18 protein-coding genes, 2 tRNA genes and 1 pseudogene are annotated in these 22,203 nt (G+C 64.9%); 8 read left to right on the top strand and 13 right to left on the bottom strand.

Features of this window, described 5'->3' with window-relative positions; translation table 11 throughout:
• Positions 1-30 precede the first annotated feature (30 nt).
• On the top strand, positions 31-666 hold the full coding sequence (locus tag X268_RS17120; RefSeq protein ID WP_128926031.1) for an ATP-dependent Clp protease proteolytic subunit: 636 nt from the start codon (positions 31-33) through the stop codon (positions 664-666).
• Between the two features lie 73 nt (positions 667-739).
• Here X268_RS17120 and X268_RS17115 read toward each other — a convergent pair whose 3' ends face one another.
• Positions 740-946, bottom strand: a complete 207-nt coding sequence (locus X268_RS17115) for a hypothetical protein (protein WP_128926030.1) — start codon at positions 944-946, stop codon at positions 740-742.
• A 178-nt stretch (positions 947-1,124) separates the two neighbouring features.
• Between X268_RS17115 and clpX the strand changes: the two genes are divergently transcribed.
• From clpX to X268_RS17100, 3 genes are all read left to right on the top strand, one after another.
• Entirely contained in the window at positions 1,125-2,396 is a 1,272-nt protein-coding gene (clpX, locus tag X268_RS17110) for an ATP-dependent Clp protease ATP-binding subunit ClpX (protein WP_128926029.1), read from the top strand.
• A gap of 323 nt (positions 2,397-2,719) precedes the next feature.
• Positions 2,720-5,143 carry an endopeptidase La gene (lon, locus tag X268_RS17105; RefSeq protein WP_128926028.1) on the top strand — a complete coding sequence of 808 codons (2,424 nt, stop codon included), beginning with the start codon at positions 2,720-2,722 and terminating at the stop codon, positions 5,141-5,143.
• Positions 5,144-5,210: 67 nt separating this feature from the next.
• The gene (locus X268_RS17100; RefSeq protein WP_128926027.1) at positions 5,211-5,615 is read left to right on the top strand and encodes a GFA family protein; all 405 of its coding nucleotides are present in this window, start codon (positions 5,211-5,213) and stop codon (positions 5,613-5,615) included.
• A 140-nt stretch (positions 5,616-5,755) separates the two neighbouring features.
• On the opposite strand, the gene X268_RS17095 is transcribed toward X268_RS17100, so the two are convergent.
• Positions 5,756-5,832 (bottom strand) — tRNA-Val (locus tag X268_RS17095).
• Positions 5,833-6,070: 238 nt separating this feature from the next.
• Positions 6,071-6,427 carry a hypothetical protein gene (locus X268_RS17090; protein WP_245477530.1) on the bottom strand — a complete coding sequence of 119 codons (357 nt, stop codon included), beginning with the start codon at positions 6,425-6,427 and terminating at the stop codon, positions 6,071-6,073.
• Between the two features lie 302 nt (positions 6,428-6,729).
• Here X268_RS17090 and X268_RS17085 point away from each other — a divergent pair, with 302 nt between their 5' ends.
• The gene (locus X268_RS17085; RefSeq protein WP_128926025.1) at positions 6,730-7,590 is read left to right on the top strand and encodes a class I SAM-dependent methyltransferase; all 861 of its coding nucleotides are present in this window, start codon (positions 6,730-6,732) and stop codon (positions 7,588-7,590) included.
• Positions 7,591-7,767: 177 nt separating this feature from the next.
• Here X268_RS17085 and X268_RS17080 read toward each other — a convergent pair whose 3' ends face one another.
• The 6 genes from X268_RS17080 to X268_RS17055 form a co-directional block, all read right to left on the bottom strand.
• Positions 7,768-8,775, bottom strand: coding sequence for a cation diffusion facilitator family transporter (locus tag X268_RS17080; RefSeq protein ID WP_128926024.1), 1,008 nt, complete (start codon positions 8,773-8,775; stop codon positions 7,768-7,770).
• 2 nt (positions 8,776-8,777) lie between these two features.
• Positions 8,778-12,008, bottom strand: a complete 3,231-nt coding sequence (locus X268_RS17075) for an efflux RND transporter permease subunit (RefSeq protein ID WP_128926023.1) — start codon at positions 12,006-12,008, stop codon at positions 8,778-8,780.
• The gene (ihpB, locus tag X268_RS17070; RefSeq protein WP_128926022.1) at positions 12,001-12,978 is read right to left on the bottom strand and encodes a divalent metal ion exporter adaptor subunit IhpB; all 978 of its coding nucleotides are present in this window, start codon (positions 12,976-12,978) and stop codon (positions 12,001-12,003) included. Before ihpB ends, X268_RS17075 begins: the two co-directional genes overlap by 8 nt.
• Positions 12,975-14,249: a divalent metal ion exporter subunit IhpA gene (ihpA, locus tag X268_RS17065; RefSeq protein WP_128926021.1), complete on the bottom strand. Its 1,275-nt coding sequence runs from the start codon at positions 14,247-14,249 to the stop codon at positions 12,975-12,977. Before ihpA ends, ihpB begins: the two co-directional genes overlap by 4 nt.
• Positions 14,250-14,303: 54 nt before the next feature.
• Positions 14,304-14,666 (bottom strand): hypothetical protein, encoded by a 363-nt coding sequence (locus X268_RS17060; RefSeq protein WP_128926020.1) that lies wholly within the window; start codon positions 14,664-14,666, stop codon positions 14,304-14,306.
• A gap of 111 nt (positions 14,667-14,777) precedes the next feature.
• Positions 14,778-15,164 carry a hypothetical protein gene (locus X268_RS17055; protein ID WP_128926019.1) on the bottom strand — a complete coding sequence of 129 codons (387 nt, stop codon included), beginning with the start codon at positions 15,162-15,164 and terminating at the stop codon, positions 14,778-14,780.
• 204 nt (positions 15,165-15,368) lie between these two features.
• On the opposite strand from X268_RS17055, the gene X268_RS17050 reads away from it, so the two are divergent.
• Positions 15,369-16,253: a hypothetical protein gene (locus tag X268_RS17050; protein ID WP_128926018.1), complete on the top strand. Its 885-nt coding sequence runs from the start codon at positions 15,369-15,371 to the stop codon at positions 16,251-16,253.
• Positions 16,254-16,309: 56 nt separating this feature from the next.
• Here the strand turns inward: X268_RS17050 and pepT are convergent, their stop codons facing one another.
• From pepT to X268_RS17030, 4 genes are all read right to left on the bottom strand, one after another.
• On the bottom strand, positions 16,310-17,560 hold the full coding sequence (gene pepT, locus X268_RS17045) for a peptidase T (protein ID WP_128926017.1): 1,251 nt from the start codon (positions 17,558-17,560) through the stop codon (positions 16,310-16,312).
• Between the two features lie 102 nt (positions 17,561-17,662).
• A complete protein-coding gene (locus X268_RS17040; protein WP_128926016.1) occupies positions 17,663-17,983 on the bottom strand; it encodes an HU family DNA-binding protein in 321 nt (106 codons plus the stop codon).
• 201 nt (positions 17,984-18,184) lie between these two features.
• Positions 18,185-18,261: transfer RNA gene (locus X268_RS17035), tRNA-Asp, on the bottom strand.
• Between the two features lie 160 nt (positions 18,262-18,421).
• Positions 18,422-18,625: a hypothetical protein gene (locus X268_RS17030; protein WP_128926015.1), complete on the bottom strand. Its 204-nt coding sequence runs from the start codon at positions 18,623-18,625 to the stop codon at positions 18,422-18,424.
• 204 nt (positions 18,626-18,829) lie between these two features.
• On the opposite strand from X268_RS17030, the pseudogene X268_RS17025 reads away from it, so the two are divergent.
• Positions 18,830-19,112: pseudogene (locus tag X268_RS17025) on the top strand (MarR family winged helix-turn-helix transcriptional regulator); the annotation flags it as partial.
• Between the two features lie 193 nt (positions 19,113-19,305).
• Positions 19,306-21,561, top strand: a complete 2,256-nt coding sequence (locus X268_RS17020; protein WP_164938147.1) for a TonB-dependent siderophore receptor — start codon at positions 19,306-19,308, stop codon at positions 21,559-21,561.
• Positions 21,562-22,203 lie beyond the last annotated feature (642 nt).

The following is a 22,203-nucleotide window of genomic DNA, read 5'->3' as shown; positions in this document are numbered from 1 at the left end:
GATGTCCGTCTCCGAAACCCTAGGTGACTCATGCGCGATCCGGTTGAAACCTACATGAACCTCGTGCCCATGGTGGTCGAGCAGACCAACCGTGGCGAGCGCGCCTACGACATTTTCTCGCGCCTCCTGAAGGAGCGCATCATCTTCGTGACCGGTCCGGTCGAGGACGGCATGTCGACGCTGATCGTCGCGCAGCTGTTGTTCCTTGAGGCGGAAAATCCGAAGAAGGAGATCTCGATGTACATCAACTCGCCGGGCGGCGTGGTGACGTCGGGCCTTGCGATCTACGACACCATGCAGTTCATCCGCCCGCCGGTTTCGACGCTGTGCACGGGACAGGCCGCCTCGATGGGCTCGCTGCTGCTCGCCGCCGGCGAGAAGGACATGCGCTTCTCGCTGCCGAACGCGCGCATCATGGTGCACCAGCCATCCGGCGGCTTCCAGGGCCAGGCCACCGACATCATGCTGCACGCTCAGGAAATCCTGAACCTGAAGAAGCGGCTCAACGAGATCTACGTGAAGCACACCGGTCAGACCTACAAGTCGATCGAGGATGCGTTGGAACGCGACAAGTTCCTGACCGCGAACGACGCCAAGGAGTTCGGCCTGGTCGACAAGGTCATCGATAAGCGCGCCGAGGAAGCCGCGCCGGCGAAGGCCCCGTAACACTACTGGAGTGTGACGACGATCCCATGGTCCCCTTGGGATCGTCCGTTGCCCCATTCAGGTTGTGTTCACGCTATGGACGCGTGCGCGCTTGCAAAACGCCAGTTTTGCGCCCTGCGGCAAGCAGAAAGTTCCGCTTTCGTGCTTGTTTTTCGTGGCAATCCAGCAACGCCGTCGTGATTTCGGTCACTTCGCCCGTGCCAAGGCCGGAAATCACGGTATTGTCACGGGTAGCCGGCGACCCCCGATTAGCGAATTCTTGATAGTCGGGTGACAGCATGGTTGGCTACGATTGATCGGCTATGATCGCGGAGAATCGAGTGACCGTGATTCGCACGGGATGTAAGGCGTAGGGTCTTTTTTGGTACAGAATTTGCTCTACTTAAGCTTCATGCCGACCATCGTGTCGGAATGGAGCGATCGAGCGGAACGGGATCGAACCGCGGACGGAGACATGAATGAGTAAGGTCGGCACGAGCGACTCCAAGAACACGCTATATTGCTCGTTCTGCGGCAAGAGCCAGCACGAAGTCCGCAAACTGATCGCGGGTCCCACGGTCTTCATCTGCGACGAGTGCGTCGAGCTCTGCATGGACATCATCCGCGAGGAGAACAAGTCCTCGCTGGTCAAGTCGCGCGACGGCATTCCGACGCCGAAGGAAATCTGCAAGGTCCTGGACGACTACGTGATCGGTCAGAGCCATGCGAAGAAGGTCCTGTCGGTCGCGGTGCACAACCACTACAAGCGCCTCAACCACCAGACCAAGCACAACGACGTCGAGCTCGCCAAGTCGAACATCCTGCTGATCGGTCCGACCGGCTCGGGCAAGACGCTGCTCGCGCAGACGCTCGCCCGCATCCTGGACGTGCCATTCACCATGGCCGATGCGACGACGCTGACCGAGGCCGGCTATGTCGGCGAGGACGTCGAGAACATCATCCTGAAGCTGCTCCAGGCCGCCGACTACAATGTCGAGCGCGCCCAGCGCGGCATTGTCTACATCGACGAAATCGACAAGATCAGCCGCAAGTCCGACAATCCCTCGATCACGCGCGACGTGTCGGGTGAGGGCGTGCAGCAGGCGCTGCTCAAGATCATGGAAGGCACGGTGGCTTCGGTCCCGCCGCAGGGCGGCCGCAAGCATCCGCAGCAGGAGTTCCTGCAGGTGGATACCACCAACATCCTGTTCATCTGCGGTGGTGCGTTCGCGGGCCTTGAGAAGATCATTTCGGCGCGCGGCCGGTCGACCTCGATCGGTTTCGCGGCCCAGGTGATGGCGCCGGAGGATCGCCGTACCGGCGAGATCTTCCGTCACGTCGAGCCTGAGGACCTCCTGAAGTACGGCCTCATCCCGGAATTCGTCGGCCGTCTGCCGGTCGTGGCGACGCTCGAGGATTTGGACGAGAACTCGCTGAAGAAGATCCTCACCGAGCCGAAGAACGCACTGGTGAAACAGTACCAGCGGCTGTTCGAGATGGAGAACATCGAGCTGACCTTCGCCGACGAGGCGCTTGGCGCGGTCGCCCGCAAGGCGATCGAGCGCAAGACCGGCGCGCGCGGCCTGCGTTCGATCCTCGAGGCGATCCTGCTCGAGACCATGTTCGACCTGCCGGGCCTGGAAGGTGTGGAAGAAGTCGTTATTTCCCGCGAAGTCGTGGAAGGAACGGCGCGTCCGCTCTACATCTACGCCGATCGGTCCGATCGCGCCGTCGAGAACGCCAGCGCCTGATTTGCGGCGCTGGAACGCTCCAATTGTCTCCTCAAAGTGGGCTGCGGAAGTTCATCTCCGCAGCCGGTGTTGCGTCGCTTGTCGCGTTGCGTAAGCGCCTGATGGCGCGCGTTTTTCAATGACTTGACACCCCCCCGGTCGATAGCCACCTAATGTCGGCGGCGAGCGAAAATTCTCTTCCAGATTCGCCTCAGTTCCGATCCGGCGAGCCGGTCCAACTTGCAAAGGACCGACCGGTCTTGCGGATCACCTCGGCACCTTGTGGCGGTTGCGCATGAGCATGGCGGGCTGCGTGCAAGGGGGCAAAGCAAAAGGAAAAGGCCATGACTAATCCGAAACCCCGGCCAACCATCGTCCATGGCGAAACGCACGCCTATCCAGTGCTGCCGCTGCGCGACATCGTAGTCTTCCCGCACATGATCGTTCCGCTCTTCGTCGGCCGCGAGAAGTCGATCCGCGCGCTGGAAGAGGTGATGAAGAACGATGCGCTGATCATGCTCGCGACGCAGAAGAACGCGTCCGACGATGATCCGGCGCCCGATGCCATTTACGAGACCGGTACGCTTGCCAGCGTGCTGCAGCTTTTGAAGCTCCCTGACGGCACCGTGAAGGTGCTGGTCGAAGGGCTCGAGCGTGCGCGCGTGGCGAAGTACACCGATCGCGCCGACTACTATGAAGCGACCGCCGTCGCGCTCGCCGACACCGATGCGAAGTCGGTCGAGGCGGAAGCTCTGGCGCGCTCGGTCGTGTCCGACTTCGAGAGCTATGTGAAGCTCAACAAGAAGATCTCGGCCGAGGTCGTCGGCGTCGTGCAGGCGATCACCGATTTCGCCAAGCTCGCCGACACCGTTGCCTCGCATCTTGCGGTCAAGATCGCCGATCGCCAGGGCATCCTGGAGACGCTGTCCGTCACCACGCGCCTCGAGAAGGTGCTGGGCCTGATGGAGAGCGAGATCTCGGTGCTGCAGGTCGAGAAGCGCATTCGCTCGCGCGTCAAGCGCCAGATGGAGAAGACCCAGCGCGAGTATTATCTCAACGAGCAGATGAAGGCGATCCAGAAGGAACTCGGGGACGACGATGGTCGCGACGAGCTCGCCGATCTCGAAGAGAAGATCTCCAAGACCAAGCTCTCCAAGGAAGCGCGCGAGAAGGCGCAGCATGAATTGAAGAAGCTGCGCCAGATGTCGCCGATGTCTGCGGAAGCGACCGTCGTGCGCAACTATCTGGATTGGCTGCTGTCGATCCCGTGGAACAAGAAGTCCAAGGTGAAGAAGGATCTGGAGCAGGCGCAAGCCATCCTGGACTCCGATCACTATGGGCTTGAAAAGGTCAAGGAACGCATCGTCGAGTATCTCGCCGTGCAGTCGCGCGCGAACAAGCTGACGGGACCGATCCTGTGCCTGGTCGGGCCTCCCGGCGTCGGCAAGACCTCGCTCGGCAAGTCGATCGCGAAGGCTACGGGCCGCGAGTTCGTGCGCGTGTCGCTCGGCGGCGTGCGCGACGAGGCCGAGATCCGCGGTCACCGCCGCACCTATATCGGCTCGATGCCCGGCAAGATCATCCAGTCGATGCGCAAGGCCAAGTCGTCCAATCCGCTGTTCCTGCTGGACGAGATCGACAAGATGGGCGCCGACTTCCGCGGCGATCCGTCCTCGGCGCTGCTCGAGGTGCTGGACCCCGAGCAGAACGGGACCTTCAACGACCACTATCTCGAGGTCGACTACGATCTGTCCAACGTGATGTTCATCACGACCGCGAATACGCTCAATATTCCGGGCCCGCTGATGGATCGCATGGAGATCATCCGGATCGCGGGCTACACCGAGAACGAGAAGGTCGAGATCTCGCGCAAGCATCTGATCCCGAACGCGGTGTCCAAGCACGGCCTGGACTCCAAGGAGTTCTCGATCGACGACGACGCGCTGCTGCTGTTGATCCGCCGCTACACACGCGAAGCGGGCGTGCGTAATCTGGAGCGTGAGCTCTCCACACTCGCCCGCAAGGCGGTGAAGGAGCTGATGATCTCCAAGAAGAAGGCGGTCAAGGTCACCGAGAAGACTCTGGAAGAGCTGCTCGGCGTGCCGAAGTACCGCTTCGGCGAGATCGAGAGCGAGCCGCAGGTCGGCATCGTCACCGGCCTTGCCTGGACCGATGTCGGCGGCGAGCTGCTGACCATCGAAGGCGTCATGATGCCCGGCAAGGGCAAGATGACGGTCACGGGCAATCTGCGTGACGTGATGAAGGAGTCGATCTCGGCGGCGGCGTCCTACGTCCGCTCGCGCGCGATCAACTACGGCATCGAGCCGCCGATGTTCGACCGCCGCGACATCCACGTGCACGTGCCCGAAGGCGCGACGCCGAAGGATGGTCCGTCCGCGGGCGTCGCCATGGCCACCGCGATCATCTCGGTCATGACCGGCATCCCGGTCCGCCACGATGTCGCGATGACCGGCGAGATCACGCTGCGCGGCCGCGTGCTGCCGATCGGCGGCCTCAAGGAGAAGCTGCTGGCTGCGGCCCGCGGCGGCATCAAGACGGTGCTGATCCCCGAGGACAACGCCAAGGATCTCACGGAGATTTCCGATGCGATCAAGGGCGGTATGGAGATCATCCCGGTCTCCCGTCTCGACGACGTCATCGCCAAGGCGCTGGTGAAGAAGCCGACGCCGATCGTCTGGGAGGAGGACACCAAGGTGACGGTGAAGCCGGACGGCGATGAAGCCGCCGGCGGCCTGACCGCTCACTAGGTTTCAGCGAAAGATGATAAAACGGCGCCTTCGGGCGCCGTTTTTGTTTGGGCAAGGGGAGGAGGCAATGCACATCGACGGACAGTGCCATTGCGGCAAGATCACCTTCGAGGCCGACATCGACCCGGAGACGGTCTCGGTCTGTCACTGCACCGATTGCCAGACGCTGACCGGCTCGCCATTCCGCGTGACAGCCATCTGTACCAGCGCCGACGTCAAGCTCACCGCCGGCGCGCCCAAGGTCTACGGCAAGCGCGGCGACAACGGCCGGATGCGCTTCCAGCATTTCTGCGGCGACTGCGGTTCGCCGCTGTTCACCAGCGGCGAGGGCGACCAGGCCGACGATTGGGGCATCCGTTGGGGCTCGATCCGCCAGCGCGATGCGCTGAGGCCGGTGCGGCAGATCTGGTGCCAGTCCGCAGCAGTCTGGATCGACGCGGTCCCGCTGCTGCCAGGGCGACCGCAGGATTGAAGGCTGAGATTGCGGGGCCGAAGCTCGACGCGAAAAGCGCGCCTTCGCCAAACGGCTTCGGCGTGGCAGCCTTCGCCAGCTTCGCGCCATGAGCGCCACGGCTGGCTTGCAAAGCCGTAGCCTGCGAAGCAGGCGAAGGCTGGTGGGCGGTCACGGATTCGAACCGCGGACCCTCTCGGTGTAAACGAGATGCTCTAACCAGCTGAGCTAACCGCCCAAATGCGCCTTCAAGTGCGCCTCTTTAGCGCCCCGGCGGGTGCCGAAGCAAGAGCCGAGCGCGCCGCGAGCTGGCTCCAATTCGCGGGTCAAGCCGGGTTTTCATGCCGGATACGAGCGGACTGCAGCAGGCGCGCTGCAGGGCAATCCTGCTTCGTCGCGCGGATCTTCAGGTCCGGCCGGGGCGGCGACGACGGTGCTCGCCGCCCGCTGCGAGGCCTCGAAACGCCGGTCTGGTGTCAGGCCGTCTTGGTGAACATCGTCAGGACGCCGTCGGCGATGTTGATCGCGACGACTTGTGACGAGCTCAAGCCCTTGGCCTTGAGCACGGAGGCGGCCTGCGGCGTGGCGTCGATGGACTGCCGAAGCGATTGGATGTCCTTGTCGCTCGTTTGCGCCACGAGTTCATCGACCTTCGCGCGAACGGCGGGCTGCAATTCCTTGACGTCCACAACTTGGATGCTCCGGATCACCGTGCTGGACTGTGTGGACGGCTGTTCCGAGCCGGGCTGTGACGAGGTGCCCTGCGCCTGCACGAGGGCCGGTGTGCCCAGGGAGAGAGCCGCAACGATGACGGATGCCGTGAAGCTGCGCATGGTCATGCCTTTCCGGTTTGAGGAACGGCGAAGCCTATCGACCAAATCTGGTTGGCATCTGATTCCGATGTGGCCGTTCGGTGAAACCAATGCGGCCGCAATGCGCACGGAGAAGCCCGCTTTGTCCCGACCGGACAGGACGGCAGCCGGTACAGTTACAGACGATTTGCCCTGTCGCTTGCGGTTTCGCGGACCGGAAAGAGTGCGCCGAGCGTCCCGACGTGATATCGCCGCTGTGCCGGTGCATGCGGGTGGGCCGCGGTGGCGGCGGGTATTGCGCGGATGGGAATGACGGGGACACTATGCAACAACCGAGCGGACACGAGCAGAACGCCGACCAGATCGCCTATTGGAACGGGCCGAGCGGGCAGCGCTGGGCCGATCGCCATGCGGCGCAGGAGAACCTGCTCGGACCCATCGCCGATGTGCTGATCGACCGCGCCGGCGTGACGCCGGGCGAGCGCGTTCTCGATGTCGGTTGCGGCTCCCGCGCGACGACTTTTGCCTTCGCGAGGGCGGTCGCGCCGAATGGATTTGCGCTCGGCCTCGATGTGTCCGAGCCGATGCTGTCGCAGGCGCGCGCGTTTGCGCCAAAAGGCCTGCCGCTCGATTTCGTGCTGGCGGACGCGACGGTGTATCCGTTCGAGCCGGCGAGCTTCGATCTCCTGGCCTCGCGCTTCGGCGTGATGTTCTTCGCCGATCCCGTTGCCTCCTTCACCAATCTGCGGCGTGCGCTGAAGCCGACCGGGCGGCTCGCCTTCGCCTGCTGGCGCGAGCCGAAGCAAAACCCGTGGATGATGGCGCCGTTGATGGCGGTCTACAAGCACGTGCCGAAGATGCCGCCGGTCGGGCCGGAGGAGCCGGGCCCGTTCGCTTTCGCCTCGGAAGAGCGCGTGACGCGCATCCTCAAAGGCGCGGGCTTCGTCGACGTGGCGATGGAGCCCTATGATCTTCCGATGGACGTCGCGATCGGCGGCGGGCTCGATGCGGCGGTCGACGGCGCGCTTCAGATCGGCCCGGCCAGCCGTGCGCTCCAGGGCCATCCGCCGGAGACATACGCGGCCGCCAAGGCGTCGATCCGCGAGATGCTCGCGCCGTTTCTGAAGGGGCAGAGCGTGACGCTGCAGGGCGCGATCTGGATCGTGACGGCGAAGACGGGATAGCGGCAGCGATCCTCGAAGCTTGCGGCCCTATCAGATCCGTCATCCTGAGGTGCGAGTGGCGCGATGCGGAGCATCGCGCTGGGAGCCTCGAAGGATGAACGGCCGAGATGCAGTCGGGCCGTCGCCCTTCGAGGGCCGCTGAAGAAGCGGCCACCTCAGGGTGACGGTGAGAAGCCCTCACACCACATCATCCGGCGCCAGCGCGCAGCCGTTGTCCGGATGCGTCTCGATCTGAAGCGTGGTGTGGCCGATGCGGAAGGAGGCCTTCAGCATCTGCGCGGTCTCCATCAGGAATGCATCGGCGCTGCCTGCGGGCATCACGAGATGGCAGGTCAGCGCCGTCTCGGTGGTTGAGATCGGCCAGACGTGGAGATCGTGAATCCCCGAGACGCCCGGCCGCGCCAGCAGGAACGCCCGGATCGCGGCGAGATCGGTGCCCTTGGGGGCGGCCGCCATCGACATGTCGATGGAGCCGCGCAAGAGGCTGGTCGTGCTCCACAGGATGGTGGCGCAGATGACGAGGCTGGTGACGGGATCGAGCCAGAGCCAGCCACTCCAGATGATCAGCGCGGCCGAGATCACGACGCCGAGCGAGACCGCGGCGTCCGCCGCCATGTGCAAATAGGCGCCTTCGATGTTGATGTCGTCCTTGCGCCCGCTTGCGAACAGCAGGGCGGTGAAGCTGTTGATGAGGATGCCGATGCCAGCGACCACCATCACGGTGACGCCGGCGACCGGCTCGGGCTCGCGCAGGCGCAGGATCGCCTCCCAGCCGATCGCGCCGGTCGCGACCAGCAGGAACACCGCATTGGCCAGCGCCGCCAGGATGGTGGAGGCGCGAAAACCGTAGGTGAAGCGGCCGCTGGGCGCGCGGCGGGCTGCGATCGAGGCGCCCCAGGCGATGACGAGGCCGAGCACGTCGGACAAATTATGGCCGGCATCGGCGAGCAGGGCGGTGGAATTGCCGATATACCCGTAGACCGCCTCGGCGGCGACCAGCGCGGTGTTGAGCGCAATGCCGAGCGCGAACGCCTTGCCGAAATTGGCGGGCGTGTGGACATGGCCGGGCCCATGACCATGATCACCATGGCCATGATTGTGCGCGTGACCTTGGTCGTGGCCATGGTCATGCGAATGGTCTGCATGACCATGGTGGTGATGACCGTGGTGGTCGTGGCTGCCCAATTCTAGCGCTCCCCGGACGCCGCCAAATCAAGCGCCATTGTAGGCGTTTCGTGTGCCACGTCACGGCGGAACAGCACGTAGAGCGCCGGTAGCACCAGCAGCGTCAGGATGGTCGAGGAGATGATGCCCCCGATCACCACGGTCGCGAGCGGCCGCTGCACCTCGGCGCCGGCGCCGGTGGCGAGCGCCATCGGCACGAAGCCGAGCGAGGCGACGAGGGCGGTCATCAGCACCGGGCGCAGCCGCGTCAGCGCGCCTTCGCGCACGGCCTCCGCGATGGTGCGTCCTTCGCGGCGCAGACGCTCGATGAAGGCGATGATGACGAGACCATTGAGAACGGCGATGCCCGACAGCGCGATGAAGCCGACGCCGGCGCTGATCGATAGCGGGATGTCGCGCAGCAGCAGCGCCGCAACGCCGCCGGTCAGCGCCAGCGGCACGCCGGAGAACACCAGCGCCGCATCCGCAGCCGATCCCATCCCCATGAACAGCAGCAGGAACACCAGGAGCAGGGCCACCGGCACCACGATCATCAGCCGCTTGGTTGCCGAGACCAATTGCTCGAACTGGCCGCCCCAGCCGATGAAGTAACCAGCCGGCAGCTTGACCTTCTCGGCCACCGCCGCTTCGGCCTCGGCCACGAAGGAGCCGAGGTCGCGGGCGCGGACATTGGCGGTGACGACGATCCGCCGCTTGCCGTTCTCGCGGCTGATCTGGTTCGGCCCCGGCGTCGCGTCCACGGTGGCGACCGACGACAACGGCACGTAGCGCATCTGGGCGAGGGGAGAGCTGGCCAGCGCCGTTCGAACGGCTGCGCCGATTGCTACGTCCTCGCCGGGCGGCAGCGGGATCGGGATCGCCCGGATCGCCTCGAGATTGCCGCGCAGGTGCTCCGGCAGGCGCACGACGATGTCGAAACGGCGATCGCCTTCGAACAGCGTGCCGGCCGACTTGCCGCCGACCGCGATCTCGACGATGCCCTGCACCTCGCCGACGCTGAGGCCGTAGCGCGCGAGCGCCTGGCGGTCGAGGCGGACGGTGAGGATCGGCAGGCCCGCGACCTGCTCGATCTTGACGTCGCTGGCGCCGCGGATGCCGCGGATCGCGGCCTCGACCTGCTTGGCGGCGCCTTGCAGGATGTCGAGATCGTCGCCGAAGATCTTGACGCCGACGTCGGTGCGCACGCCGGAGATCAGCTCGTTGACACGGAACTGGATCGGCTGGGAGATTTCATAGGCGCTGCCGGGAATCTCGTCCGCGGCATGCTCGATGGCCTCGATCACGTCCGATTTCCGCTTGCCCGGGTCAGGCCATTCGGCGCGCGGCTTGAGCATGATGTAGCCGTCGGTCTGCGCCGGCGACATCGGGTCAGTCGCGATCTCGGCGGTGCCGATGCGGGTGAAGAACTCCTTGACCTCAGGGACTTGCTTGACGCGCTTTTCCAGCGCCTTCTGCAGGTCGAGCGATTGCGTGAGGCTGGTGCCGGGAATCCGGATCGAGGCCAGCGCGACGTCGCCTTCGTCCAGGCTCGGAATGAACTCGCCGCCCATCCGCGCGGCGGCGATGCCGCTCGCGGTCACGATGAGTCCAGCCGTGAGGGCGACGGCAATCCGGTTGTCGATAGCAAGGTGGAGCAGGGGGAGATAGGCGCGCTTGGCCATCCGCATGAACAGGTTTTCGTGCTCGGACACCTTGCCGGTGACGACGATGGCGACCGCCGCCGGCACGAAGGTGACGGAGAACAGCACGGCGGCGACCAGCGCCATCAGCACGGTCAGCGCCATCGGCGTGAACATCTTGCCCTCGATTCCGGTCAGCGTCAGCACGGGCAGATAGACCACGGCGATGATCAGTGTTCCGAACAGGCTCGGCTTGATCACCTCGCTCGACCCGCGCAGGATCGCGCGCAGCCGTTCGGCGGTCGTGAGCAGACCGCCTTTCTCGCGTTGCGCCGCGGCCAACATGCGCAGGCAATTCTCGACGATGATGACGGCGCCGTCGACGATGATGCCGAAATCGATCGCGCCCAGGCTCATCAGGTTGGCGCTCACTTTCGTCGCGACCATGCCTGATATCGTCATGGCCATGGACAACGGAATGACGCTGGCCACCACCAGCGCCGCGCGGATGTTGCCGAGGATCAGGAACAGCACGGCCACCACCAGGGCCGCGCCTTCCAGCATGTTGTTCTTGACGGTGCGAATGGTGGCTTCGACGAGGTCAGTGCGGTCGTACACGGTCCGCGTCACGCCCCCGTCGGGCAGCGACTTGGCGATCTCCTCGAGACGAGCCGCGACCCGGCGGGCGACGCTGCGGCTGTTCTCGCCGATCAGCAGCATGGCGGTGCCGAGCACGGTTTCCTCGCCATCGCGCGTTGCAGCTCCCGTGCGCAGATCGCGGCCTTCCGTGACGGTTGCGACGTCCCTGATCCTGACGGGATTCCCGCCGCGCGAGCCGATCACGATGTCCTGGATCTCGCTGATATTGCCGACCTGGCCCGGCGAACGAACCAGATATTGCTCGCCGTTGCGCTCGATATAGCCGGCGCCGACATTGGCGTTGTTGGCGGCCAGCGCCGTCATCACGTCGCGGAAGCGGAGCCGGTAGGCCATCAGCTTGCCGGGGTCCGGCAGCACGTGGAACTGCCGCTCGAAGCCGCCGATGGTGTTGACCTCGATCACGCCAGGCACGTTGCGGAGCTGCGGACGGATGATCCAATCCTGCACGGTGCGCAGATCGGTCAGCGAATAATCGTGGCCGCCTTGCGTCTTCGCGCGCGCCTTGTCGTCCGTCTTGGCCTCGACGGTATACATAAAGATTTCGCCGAGGCCGGTCGAGACCGGGCCCATCGCGACCTCGACGCCCGCCGGCAGCTGGTCCTTGACCTGCTGGATGCGTTCGCCGACGAGCTGCCGGGCGAAGTAGATGTCGGTGCCGTCCTTGAAGACGACCGTGACCTGGCTGAGGCCGTAACGCGACAGCGAGCGGGTGTAGTCGAGCTTCGGCAGGCCGCCCATCGCGGTCTCGACCGGGAAGGTGATGCGCTGCTCGGTCTCGAGCGGCGAATAGCCGGGCGCGCGGGTGTTGATCTGGACCTGGACGTTGGTGATGTCAGGCACCGCGTCGATCGGCAGCCGCTGGAAATTCCAAACTCCGAAAGCGACAGCGCCGAGCGCGAGCAGGAGGACCAGCCAGCGCTGGTGTAGCGAGACGGCGATGAGGCGCTCAATCATGTTCGGCCTCGCCCTTGCCCATCTCCGCCTTCACGACGAAGCTGTTCTCGGCGACGTAACGCTCGCCGGCCGAAAGGCCCGCCTTGATCTCGACGTGGCGCGAATCGGAATCGCCTGTTTCCACGGGCCGCGCCTCGATCTTGTCGCCGTCCTCGCGTACGAACACGATCGTCTTGTTCTCCGGCGTCTGGATCGCGCTCCGGCGCACCGCGACCGCGACGTCGCGGGCGGCGAGGATCAACCGCGCGGTGACGAACAGGCCGGGCCGTAGGCGCCCGTCCGCATTGGGCAGCACCACGCGGGCGAGCGCGGTCTGCGTTTCGCTCGAGCCGATCGGCGCCATGTAGGAGATCGTGCCCTTGATCTCGCCGCGACCGTCGTCGGGATCGATCAGCACCTCGTCGTTGAGACGGACGCGGCGGAGATCCTGCCGGTAGATCGACAGGTCGACCCAGATGGTGGAGAGGTCCGCGACGACGAAGGCAGGCTTCTGTTCGGAGGCGTATTCACCGAGCGAGATCTGCCGCTCGATGACGGTGCCGGCAATGGGCGCCTTCAGCTCGTAGACGGTGAGGCTTTGGTTGCTCTCGATCGCGGCGAGCAGATCGTCCTTGCCGACCTTGTCGCCGATGCGCTTCTGGATGGATTTGGCGAGGCCCGGAAAGCGCGGCGTCACCTGCACCACGGCTTCCTGGTTGGTGCGCAGAATGCCGTTGAAGGCGAGCGTGTCGGTCAGCGTCGCGCCCGCAGCCTCCGCCAGCACCACACCGGCGGCCGCCAGCTTCACGTCGGAGATGCGGATGCGGTCGGCGCCGTGCTCGTCCTGCTCGACATGGTCGTTCGGCTTCCTCGGCTCGGAATGCTCGGCATGCGCGCTGGGTGCAGGCTTCGCCGGCGCGAGCAGGGAATAGCCGTAAGCGCCGAGCGCGGCGGCAACGACGGCCACGAGAATAATGGAGGGGATCTTCATCGTGCGCTCTCCCGCGCCAGCGTGAAGGGGTTGCCGACGAGACCTTCGATGGTCGCAACGCCGGCGTGAAAGCTCTGCAGCGCCTCCTGCTCGCGCAGCCGCGCCTGGGTCACGCTCGCCTGGGCATCGAGCACCTCCAGCAGGGTGAAGCGGCCCTGGCCATAGCCTTGCGAGATCGCCTCGGACGCCTCGACGGCCTTGGGGATCGCGGTCTCGCGCAGCATCGCGAGCTCGCGCAGCGAGCCCTGCAGCGAATCGTAGGCGCGGCCGGCGATCACGATCAGCGCGTTGCGATTGGCCTCGCGCTCGGCCTTGGTCTTGGCGAGGCTTTCCTGCGCCGAGAGGATGTTGCCCTGGTTCTGGTCGAACACGGGAATTGGCACAGAGAGGGAGAGCCGCACCGCATCGTCATTGGTCTCGCTGTAGTGACGCCAGCCCGCCGCGATCCGCACGTCCGGATAGGGCTTGAGCCGCGCCAGCAAGAGCTCGGCATTGCGCTGCGCATAGACCGCGGTCCAGCGCGCCAGCTGTGGATTGGCGTCGATGGCGGCGACCACGGACTGGAACGTCGGCGGCTTGCCCATGGTGTCGAACCGGCCGGAGACCTCGCCGAATTTCGCCGACGCATCGCCCATCAGCACCGCAAGCTCACGCCGGGCGCTCGCCAGCGTCGCTTTGAAGCGTTCGCGGTCGGCCTTCACCAGGGCGGAGGCGACCTCGGCGCGGCCGGTCTCGGCCGGCGAGGAGGCGCCGGCTTCGACCCGGCGGCGCAGCAGCGGCGTCAGGCGGTCGATGGCGGCGATCTGCTCGTCGAGGATCTGGATGCGCCGCTGCGCGCCGAGCACGCCGAGAAAGGCGATCGCGGTCTCCGACAGCACCTCGAGCCTGATGGCCCTGCGCTGGATCGCGGCGACCTCGACGCCGGCAGCTCCGGCCGCGATCCGCGCGTCGCGCTTGCCGAACAGCTCGAACGCCTGGCTGATCTGGAGCGTGGTCTCGGCCGATCGGGTCCCGCGATATTTGCCTGAACCGAATGAATCGTCCTGTTCGTAGGACAGTTCCGGATTGATCAGGGCGCGCGCCTGGATGCGCTGGCCGGTAGCGATGCCGACGTCGCGCTCGGCTGCCGTCAGACGCGGGCTCGCGGCCAGTGCGCGCGACAGCGCGCTTCGCATCGTCAAAGTCTGGGCCTGCGACGGTGTGAGCGCCACGCCTGCAATCAGGCATGCTGCCGCGCACGCGATGCGCGCGGCCATTCCCTTACGAAACATGAAACCGACCTGTGAAGGATGAACCTATGGGCGCGGAACGCCCGACCAATCCGTTCAGGCAACAGGTCTGGGAGGGGGAGAGTCGGTATCGGGAACAATTCCGGCGAGCCGGGCGGCCTGTTGCGGGCTCGGCGCCGACACGAGCGCGGTCGCTGCGGTCGACAGCGCCGGCTGCGCCACCGTCAGCGAGAAACAGCCATGGCAATGATGTCCGCCGATGGCCTTGTGGTCGCCATGGCCGGCGCTGCCATCCAGGACCGCGGCGATCTCCGAACCGCCGCCGGGCGTGGTGACGTCGATATCGTGTGCGCCGTGCAGCGCGCCCGCGAGCAGATAGACGACCGCGATCAGCACGGACAGCAGGCCGCGCCAGTTGCGCGGACGGCAGGTTCGTGAAGGCTGGCGATGCGCGGGCACGACGTCACTCTGATTGCGGTCGGTGCCCGGCCTAGCATGGCGGCGGGAACAGTGTCGACCCGCAACATTGTTACGTCCTCGGAACAATTGCCGCAGTGCCGCGTCCGCCGCTTACTGGCGGGCGATGAGGCGTTGATGCGGGGCAACGGTTTCGATGATACCCGTCGGCTCGGGATTGCCGCCCTCGACGGTTACGGCGGCGCGACAACTCGCCTCCATCGCGCGTTCCAGCCATTTGATGGCTTCATCGATCCACTGGTCGTGGTGCTCGGGATCGGCGAGGGCCTTCTCCCGGAATGCGTCGGCTTGATGCAGGCACGCCGTTCTGCGATCCACGCGCCTCTCCCGATCTGGAGGTCCCGCCCCGATCGCATCTTCAATGATCGCGAAGCCGGCGTCGTTAACATAGGACAGGTGAGGGGAGCGATCAGGCCTTACGAACGCGGAAAGGCCCCAGCCGGTATGACCGGCTGAGGCCCTTGTGCTCACAATCTTCATCCTCGGGACTCGAACAGGCAACGCGCATGCGGCCGGTTCGTTCCGCAACTGACGCCGAATTAGGAACGTTCGTCATCCTTCCCGATTAGCGACCAGAAATGTCTGAGGAGGATGGGACAATGGACGGACTGATTTATCTGATCGGCCTGATCGTCGTGATCATGGCGATCCTGTCGTTCTTCGGCCTGCGCTGAGAGAACGGCAATGGAAACTCTCGTACGGGAAGACGTGATGGAGGGTGGCGCGGCGACTGCCGACCGCCGGACCATCCAGTGGAGCTCGGTGTTCGCCGGCGCTCTCGCCGCTGGTGCAATGTCGTTCATCCTGGTCGGCTTTGGCGTGGCAGTCGGCCTCGGCGTCAGTTCGGCCTCGCCGACATGGCGCGATGCCTCGGCAGCCCTGGCGCTGCTGTCCGGGCTGTACCTGATCATCCAGGCGGTCATCAGCTTCGGCTTTGGCGGTTACATCGCCGGCCGGACGACGCGTCCAGCGCCCGCGCTGGCGACGATCGAAGACGATGGTGAGCGGCGGGACGGCCTGCACGGTCTGACCTCCTGGGCCATGGCTGTGCTGGCCGGCGCGGCTCTGCTCGCGCTTCTCGGCGCTGCCACGATCGACCGTTCACCGATGCGCAGCTCGGCAGGCACCACGTCGGCGGCCGAACCCTTGTTGAGCTATGAGCTCGATAAGTTGTTCCGCGCGCCGCGCCGCGCGCCAAATGTCGATCTGAGGGAAGCACGGGCCGAGGCGGGACGCATTCTGATGACCTCGTCCAGCCACAGCGGCGTTAGCACCGACGACCGCGCCTATCTGGTGCAACAGGTTGCTGCTCTTACGGGGCTGGCGGCCCCGGACGCCGAACGGCGGGGCGATGCGTTGATCGCGGACTCCAAGACGGCAATCAACCGTGCGCGGCGCAACTCCATCATCGTGGCGTTCTCGATCGCCGCCGCGACTTTGATTGGTGCCGCGGTGGCGTGGGCTGCGGCCGTGGCCGGCGGACGGCATCGTGACGGAGAACCGTTGCCGAACTGGATGGCGAGCTCAAATCGCTTCCATCGCAGTCCTCGCGCAATGCCGGTGCCGTAGGCTCGAAACAAATGGCCGGGCGCAAGCCCGGCCATAACGGACGCCGTCGAGAAGCGTCAGGCCTTCTCTTCCCAGATCATCGCCAGATGCACGATGGTCTGCACCGCCTTTTCCATATCCTGCCGGCTAACCCATTCGAGCCGGGAGTGAAAGGCGTGCTCGCCGGCGAAGATGTTGGGGCAGGGCAGGCCCATGAAGGACAGGCGCGAGCCGTCGGTGCCGCCGCGGATCGCAGTGCGCATCGGGCGCAGGCCGGCGCGGCGGATCGCTTCGATGGCATATTCGAGCACGTGCGGGTGACGGTCGATCACCTGCTTCATGTTGCGGTACTGCTCCTTCACCTCGAACGTGTAGGTCGAGCGCGGATAGTCCTTCATCACGTCCTTGACGATACCCTCGAGCAGGACCTCCTTCTCCTTCAGCCCTTCCTCGGTGAAGTCGCGGACGATGAAGGAGAGCGTTGCCTGCTCCAGCGCGCCCTCGATGCCGATCGGATGCAGGAAGCCCTGCTTGCCCGAGGTTGTCTCCGGCGAGCAGCCTTCCTTCGGCAGGCGCTCGACGATGGCGGCTGCGATCTTGATGGCGTGCTCCATCTTGCCCTTGGCGTAACCGGGATGGGCGCTGACGCCGTTGATGGTGATGGTGGCGCCGTCGGCCGAGAAGGTCTCGTCCTCGACGCAGCCGGCGCTCTCGCCGTCCATGGTGTAGCCGAAATCGGCGCCCAGCTTCTTCAGGTCGACATTGTCGACGCCGCGGCCGATCTCTTCGTCCGGCGTGAACAGGATCTTGATGGTGCCGTGTTTCACATCGGGATTGTTGATGAAGAAATGCGCGGCATCCATGATCTCGGCAACGCCGGCCTTGTTGTCGGCCCCCAAGAGCGTCGTGCCGTCGGTGGTGATGATGTCGTTGCCGATCTGGTTCTTCAGCGCGGGGTGCTCATTGAAGCGGATCACCTGGCTGGTGTCGCCCGGTAGCGTGATGTCGCCGCCGCGATAGTTCTTCAGAACTTGCGGCTTGACGTCCTTGCCGGTGACGTCGGGCGAGGTATCCATGTGCGAGCAGAAGCAGATCACCGGCACCTTCTTCGTCGTGTTGGCCGGGATCGTGCCGTAGACGTAGCCGTATTCGTCGAGATGCGCGTCCGCGACGCCCATGGCCTTGAGCTCGGCGGCGAGCACGCGGCCGAGATCCTTCTGCTTCTCGGTCGAGGGCGAGCGAGGGGATTCCGGATCGGACTGGGTGTCGATGGTGACGTAGCGCAGGAAGCGCTCGGTCACGGTGTGCGAAAAGGTGAGGGAGGACATTGCTGGTCAAACCGCCGGGTCAGGGGAAGACAGGCGGTATAGCAGAAAGCGGGCCGCGGCGCGGCCGGAACGAGATGAGATCAGGCTTAATGAAACCTTGGCTCAGATCGCCTCTTTCAGTTCCTTGACCGGACGGAAGGTGACCTTCTTGCTGGCCTTGATGTGGATGGGCTCGCCGGTGGTGGGATTGCGGCCGGTGCGGGCGGCGCGCTTGCGGACCTGGAGGATGCCGAGCCCGACGATGCGGACGCGGTCGCCCTTCCTGAGGTGCTTGGCGATCAGGTCGACCATGTCGGTCAGGACGGCTTCGGCGCGCTTCTTCGACAGGTCCTGGCTTTCGGCGATGTCGGCGGCGAGGTGCTTGAGCGTGACGGTGGCTGCCTTCTTTGCCGAATCCTTCTTGGCTGAATCCTTCTTCGCCATGTCGGGCCTCCTCGATTCCAATGACAGGGAAGCCCCGGAAAAGCCGGAAATGGGTAGGGATCCCTCTAAGTCCTGGAAGGCGTAGACGATTCGGGCGCGGCCTGACTATGCCGAGAGTTCCCGCGGGATACCGTCAATGGCTGGCGCCGATGCGATGGGCGTCGAGGAGTTCAGGCTAAGGCTATGAAGGGATTGCCAAAATGGCGCGAGAGACGGGGCTCGAACCCGCGACCTCCGGCGTGACAGGCCGGCGCTCTAACCAACTGAGCTACTCCCGCGTGGTTCGCTGGACGCGCGCGGAACGAGGGGGGACTTAAAGGTGGGGCTGGGTGAAGTCAAGGACGTTGCGTGGCGCCGGTGCATCTCGGCTAAGCATTGCTCTGGAAAACGAAAAAGGCCGCCCGGCGGCGGCCTCTGATCAGCCCCAAGCCGGCCGTCTCAGCGAATCTCTGACGTCCCCACGCTCGTCACCACCACCGGCTTGCCGGCCTTGATCACGTGGGTGGACTGGGCGGTCTGGCTGTCATCGGCGTGGGTGCGGGCTGCGATCCCGAAGCCGGCAACGACGATGCCGGCCACCAGCGCCACCACCACGATCTTCAGGTGGGTCGCACGATCAGCAGAATGAATTGAGTGGTTCATCTGAGCCTCCCGACGGGCTTTGCCGCCGTCTGTAGGCTCATGTCTTAAGGACCATCTGTTTCCGGATGGTTTCGCGGGTTCCGCAAAATGGTTTCATCATTACGCCCGCTGGATTGCGCCAGGCTGGCGGCCGGAATGGCCTTCAGGCCGCCAGCCCGGGCGGCCCAGATGAAGAGCACAGCGCCGAGGGTGGTCGTGACGGCTGCCGTGGCACGACACGCCGAGGCCGTCGGCCGGGACAAGGGACAGATCAGCCGCGCGCTGGCCAATCTGCTCTCGCGCAAGCTGATCACGAAGATCGCAAATCCGATGGACAGCCGCGAGGTGGTGATCTCGCTGACCCCGGCGGGTCTCGCTGCGCACGATGCGATCGTCGAAGGCGCGCAGGAGTGTAACCGGCGCCTGCTGGAATAACTGAGCGAGGCCGAGTTCCACACTGCTGGCGCAGGTCGATCTGCTCACGGCGATCGCCGCCGAGATGCTCGAGAGAAGAGGTCGCGCTCATCATCCAGCAATCTCCGGACATCTTGGATCGCCTCTAAGAGTCCTTCTAAGAAGCCTTCAATTAGGGAATTCTCGCGCCCTCTCATAAGCGTCACCTCCAAGCGCATGCCGCCGGGGACAGGCGGCATGACGTGTCGAAGATGCAGCTTTGGGGTAGCGCGTTGAACAATCTTGGAATGCTGCGGTCGGCCGTGTTGGCGACCGCATCCGCTTGGGTCTTGATGCCGCAGGCATCGCTCGCACAATCTTCTGCGCAGAGTGGCGCGCAGAATCTGCCGTCGGTGACGGTCACCGCGCCGGAAGCGCGCCGCCGCGCGGCGACGACGCCTCAGCGCCGTGCGCCGCGCTCGGTGCAGGCCGCCAGCAGGAACAAGCCTCAGCCGCAACGCAATGCCGGCTTCGTCGAGACGCCGCGCGGTCCGGTGAACGGCTATGTCGCTGGCCGCAGCTCGTCCGGCACCAAGACCAACACGCCGATCATGGAGACGCCGCAATCGGTGTCCGTCATCGGTGCCGAGCAGATCCGTGACCAGAAGCCGAACAAGCTCGACGAGGTCTTGCGTTACACCGCCGGCGTGCGCGCAGGGACTTTCGGCACGGACACCCGCAACGACTGGTGGCTGATCCGCGGCTTCAAGTCCGAGGATATCGGCCTGTTCCTCGACGGCATGCAGCTGTTCTACACGTCCTATGCCAGCTGGAAGCTGCAGACCCCGAACATGGAGCGGGTCGAGGTGTTGCGCGGTCCGTCGGCCGTGCTTTACGGCGGATCAAGCCCGAGCGGCATCGTCAACGTCATCAGCAAGATGCCGCCGGCCGAGCCGATCCGCTACATCGAGGCGGGCGTCAACAATTTCGGCAATGCCTATGTCAGCTTCGACATGGGCGGCCCGGTCGCGACCAGCCCCGAGAACGGCAAGCTGTTCGCGCGCGTGGTCGGCCAGGTCCAGAACGGCGGCACGCAGGTTAACTTCACGCCTGATAACAACTACTTCATCGCGCCATCGTTCACCTGGAAGCCCGATGCCGACACGAGCTTCACGGTGCTGGCATCGGCCTCGAAGCAGGATACCCGCGGCATCAACTTCCTGCCCTACCAGGGCACGGTGACGAACGCGCGGTTCGGCAAGATTCCCACCAGCTTCTTCGTCGGCGATCCCAGCGTCGACAAGTTCACACGCGAGCAGGAGATGCTGGGCTATCAGTTCGAGCGCAACCTCACCGACGATTTGACGTTCAGGCAGAACGCCCGCTTCGCGCATGTCGACATCAGCTACCGCGGCTATGTCGGCAACGATTGGGCCAACATCAACACCGCCACGATGGGGCGATATAACTGGTACGCGAAGAACACCGCCACCCAGGCCAATCTCGATAACCAGCTCGAGTATCGCTTCAACACCGGTCCGGTCAGGCACACGATGCTGTTCGGTGTCGATCTGCGGGGCTATCAGATCGACGATTACCAGGCCTTCGGGTTCGGCGTGCCCTCGATCAACGTCTTCAATCCGGCCTATGGGGGAGCCGAGGTTCCGTTACCGGGCTCGCCGTTCCGCAACTTCCTGATCACGCAGAAGCAGGCCGGCACCTATCTTCAGGACCAGATCAAGCTCGGCAATTTCACGCTGGTGCTGAGCGGCCGCAATGACTGGGTCGAGACGACGCAGGAGGCCCGGGACACCGGCGCGACCGTCGCCAGCCGGGACGACAGCAGGTTCAGCGGTCGCGCCGGGTTGATCTACAATTTCGACAGCGGCATCGCGCCCTACGTGTCCTACTCGACGAGCTACAATCCGATCATCGGCCTCAATGCGTCGAACCAGCTGTTCCTGCCGGAGACCGGCAAGCAGGCCGAAATCGGCGTGAAGGTCGCGCCGGTTGGTTTCGACGGCTATTTTACCGTCTCGGCTTTCGATCTTGTTCGCCAGAACGTGACGACGACCACGGGAGCGGGCATCGTGCCGGTGCTGCAGAACCAGACCGGAGAGGTGACCTCGCGCGGCATCGAGCTGGAAGCGGTGGCCAACGTCACGCGTGAGCTGAAGCTGATTGGCGCCTTCACGTCCTATCATCTTTTCACGAGCAAGGACCTCGACCCGACCCTCGTCGGCAAGACACCGACCAACACGCCCCAGCTTCTGGCGTCGGGCTGGGCCGACTACACCTTCAAGGAAGGACCGCTGACGGGGTTCGGCTTCGGCGGCGGCTTGCGGTACATCGGCTCGTCCTGGGCCGACCAGGCCAACACGCTGGAGGTTCCCTCGGTCCTGCTCGGCGATCTCACGCTCCACTACGAATGGGAGAACTGGCGGACGGCCCTGAACGTGATCAACCTGACCGACAAGATCTACGTCGCCAGCTGCGCCTCGGCCACGTCCTGCTTCTACGGCGATCGCCGGCGCGTCACCGCCAGCGTCTCCTACAAATGGTGAGGACGGGCGAGGGGGCGACACCGGAGCCGTAATTGACGAGATAGATGAGCTCGCGGGCCATGCCCCCCGGCCCGAAGCTCATCCGGGCGCGGCACGTGCGATGGCCTGGTCGTCGCCGTCGCCGCGCTCGCGGCTGGGGTCGGTCGGACTGCACTATACCGCGGGACGATGCCGTTCCCGCAGGAGGCAGACCGCTCTCGCCGCGATGCATAGCTCGTCTGACGACCTGCGCCTGTGGATAGGTGGCTTTGCTGCAACTTGTCTTGTCTTGCGGCTGCGACAATCATCGGCGGTCGTGCGGCGCTGTTCAGGGACATGGCCGGCCCAAGATGTCGCCGGATGACGGTCGGAGCCCTGACGGTGGGCGCATCCCGAATTGGGGGCGCTGCGGTGCCGGGAAACCGTGCGTTTTTCTCGGACGAACCGTGGCAAAACGCAGCCGTGGCCTGAGCGCCGCCATCTCCGGACAGCTGCCCTGCAAAACCTGTGGCCGCACTTGCTGGGCCCGACGATCTGCTCCATACCAGCGCCGGGCGATTCCGGGATTTTCACCGTTCTGGGGGCGGCAAAGGGCCTAAAACGAGCGTGTCTTGCGCCCATTGGTGCACTGCGCTAAGGCTCAGAATAATTCCAAATCGGACG

It is taken from the genome of Bradyrhizobium guangxiense (assembly GCF_004114915.1).
Lineage (GTDB): Bacteria > Pseudomonadota > Alphaproteobacteria > Rhizobiales > Xanthobacteraceae > Bradyrhizobium > Bradyrhizobium guangxiense.
The sequence above is the reverse complement of the archived record's forward strand: the minus strand, read 5'-3'. Positions and strand labels throughout refer to the sequence as shown.

What these genes read in the sequence shown, in the direction of transcription:
- X268_RS17100 (WP_128926027.1), top strand. Translation starts at nt 5,211, where the DNA reads ATGCACATCGACGGACAGTGCCATTGCGGCAAGATCACCTTCGAGGCC.
- lon (WP_128926028.1), top strand. Translation starts at nt 2,720, where the DNA reads ATGACTAATCCGAAACCCCGGCCAACCATCGTCCATGGCGAAACGCAC.
- X268_RS17050 (WP_128926018.1), top strand. Translation starts at nt 15,369, where the DNA reads ATGGAAACTCTCGTACGGGAAGACGTGATGGAGGGTGGCGCGGCGACT.
- X268_RS17040 (WP_128926016.1), bottom strand. Translation starts at nt 17,983, where the DNA reads ATGGCGAAGAAGGATTCAGCCAAGAAGGATTCGGCAAAGAAGGCAGCC.
- X268_RS17020 (WP_164938147.1), top strand. Translation starts at nt 19,306, where the DNA reads ATGCTGCGGTCGGCCGTGTTGGCGACCGCATCCGCTTGGGTCTTGATG.
- X268_RS17120 (WP_128926031.1), top strand. Translation starts at nt 31, where the DNA reads ATGCGCGATCCGGTTGAAACCTACATGAACCTCGTGCCCATGGTGGTC.
- pepT (WP_128926017.1), bottom strand. Translation starts at nt 17,560, where the DNA reads ATGTCCTCCCTCACCTTTTCGCACACCGTGACCGAGCGCTTCCTGCGC.
- X268_RS17090 (WP_245477530.1), bottom strand. Translation starts at nt 6,427, where the DNA reads ATGCGCAGCTTCACGGCATCCGTCATCGTTGCGGCTCTCTCCCTGGGC.
- X268_RS17075 (WP_128926023.1), bottom strand. Translation starts at nt 12,008, where the DNA reads ATGATTGAGCGCCTCATCGCCGTCTCGCTACACCAGCGCTGGCTGGTC.
- X268_RS17030 (WP_128926015.1), bottom strand. Translation starts at nt 18,625, where the DNA reads ATGAACCACTCAATTCATTCTGCTGATCGTGCGACCCACCTGAAGATC.
- clpX (WP_128926029.1), top strand. Translation starts at nt 1,125, where the DNA reads ATGAGTAAGGTCGGCACGAGCGACTCCAAGAACACGCTATATTGCTCG.
- ihpA (WP_128926021.1), bottom strand. Translation starts at nt 14,249, where the DNA reads ATGTTTCGTAAGGGAATGGCCGCGCGCATCGCGTGCGCGGCAGCATGC.
- ihpB (WP_128926022.1), bottom strand. Translation starts at nt 12,978, where the DNA reads ATGAAGATCCCCTCCATTATTCTCGTGGCCGTCGTTGCCGCCGCGCTC.
- X268_RS17115 (WP_128926030.1), bottom strand. Translation starts at nt 946, where the DNA reads ATGCTGTCACCCGACTATCAAGAATTCGCTAATCGGGGGTCGCCGGCT.
- X268_RS17085 (WP_128926025.1), top strand. Translation starts at nt 6,730, where the DNA reads ATGCAACAACCGAGCGGACACGAGCAGAACGCCGACCAGATCGCCTAT.
- X268_RS17055 (WP_128926019.1), bottom strand. Translation starts at nt 15,164, where the DNA reads ATGAAGATTGTGAGCACAAGGGCCTCAGCCGGTCATACCGGCTGGGGC.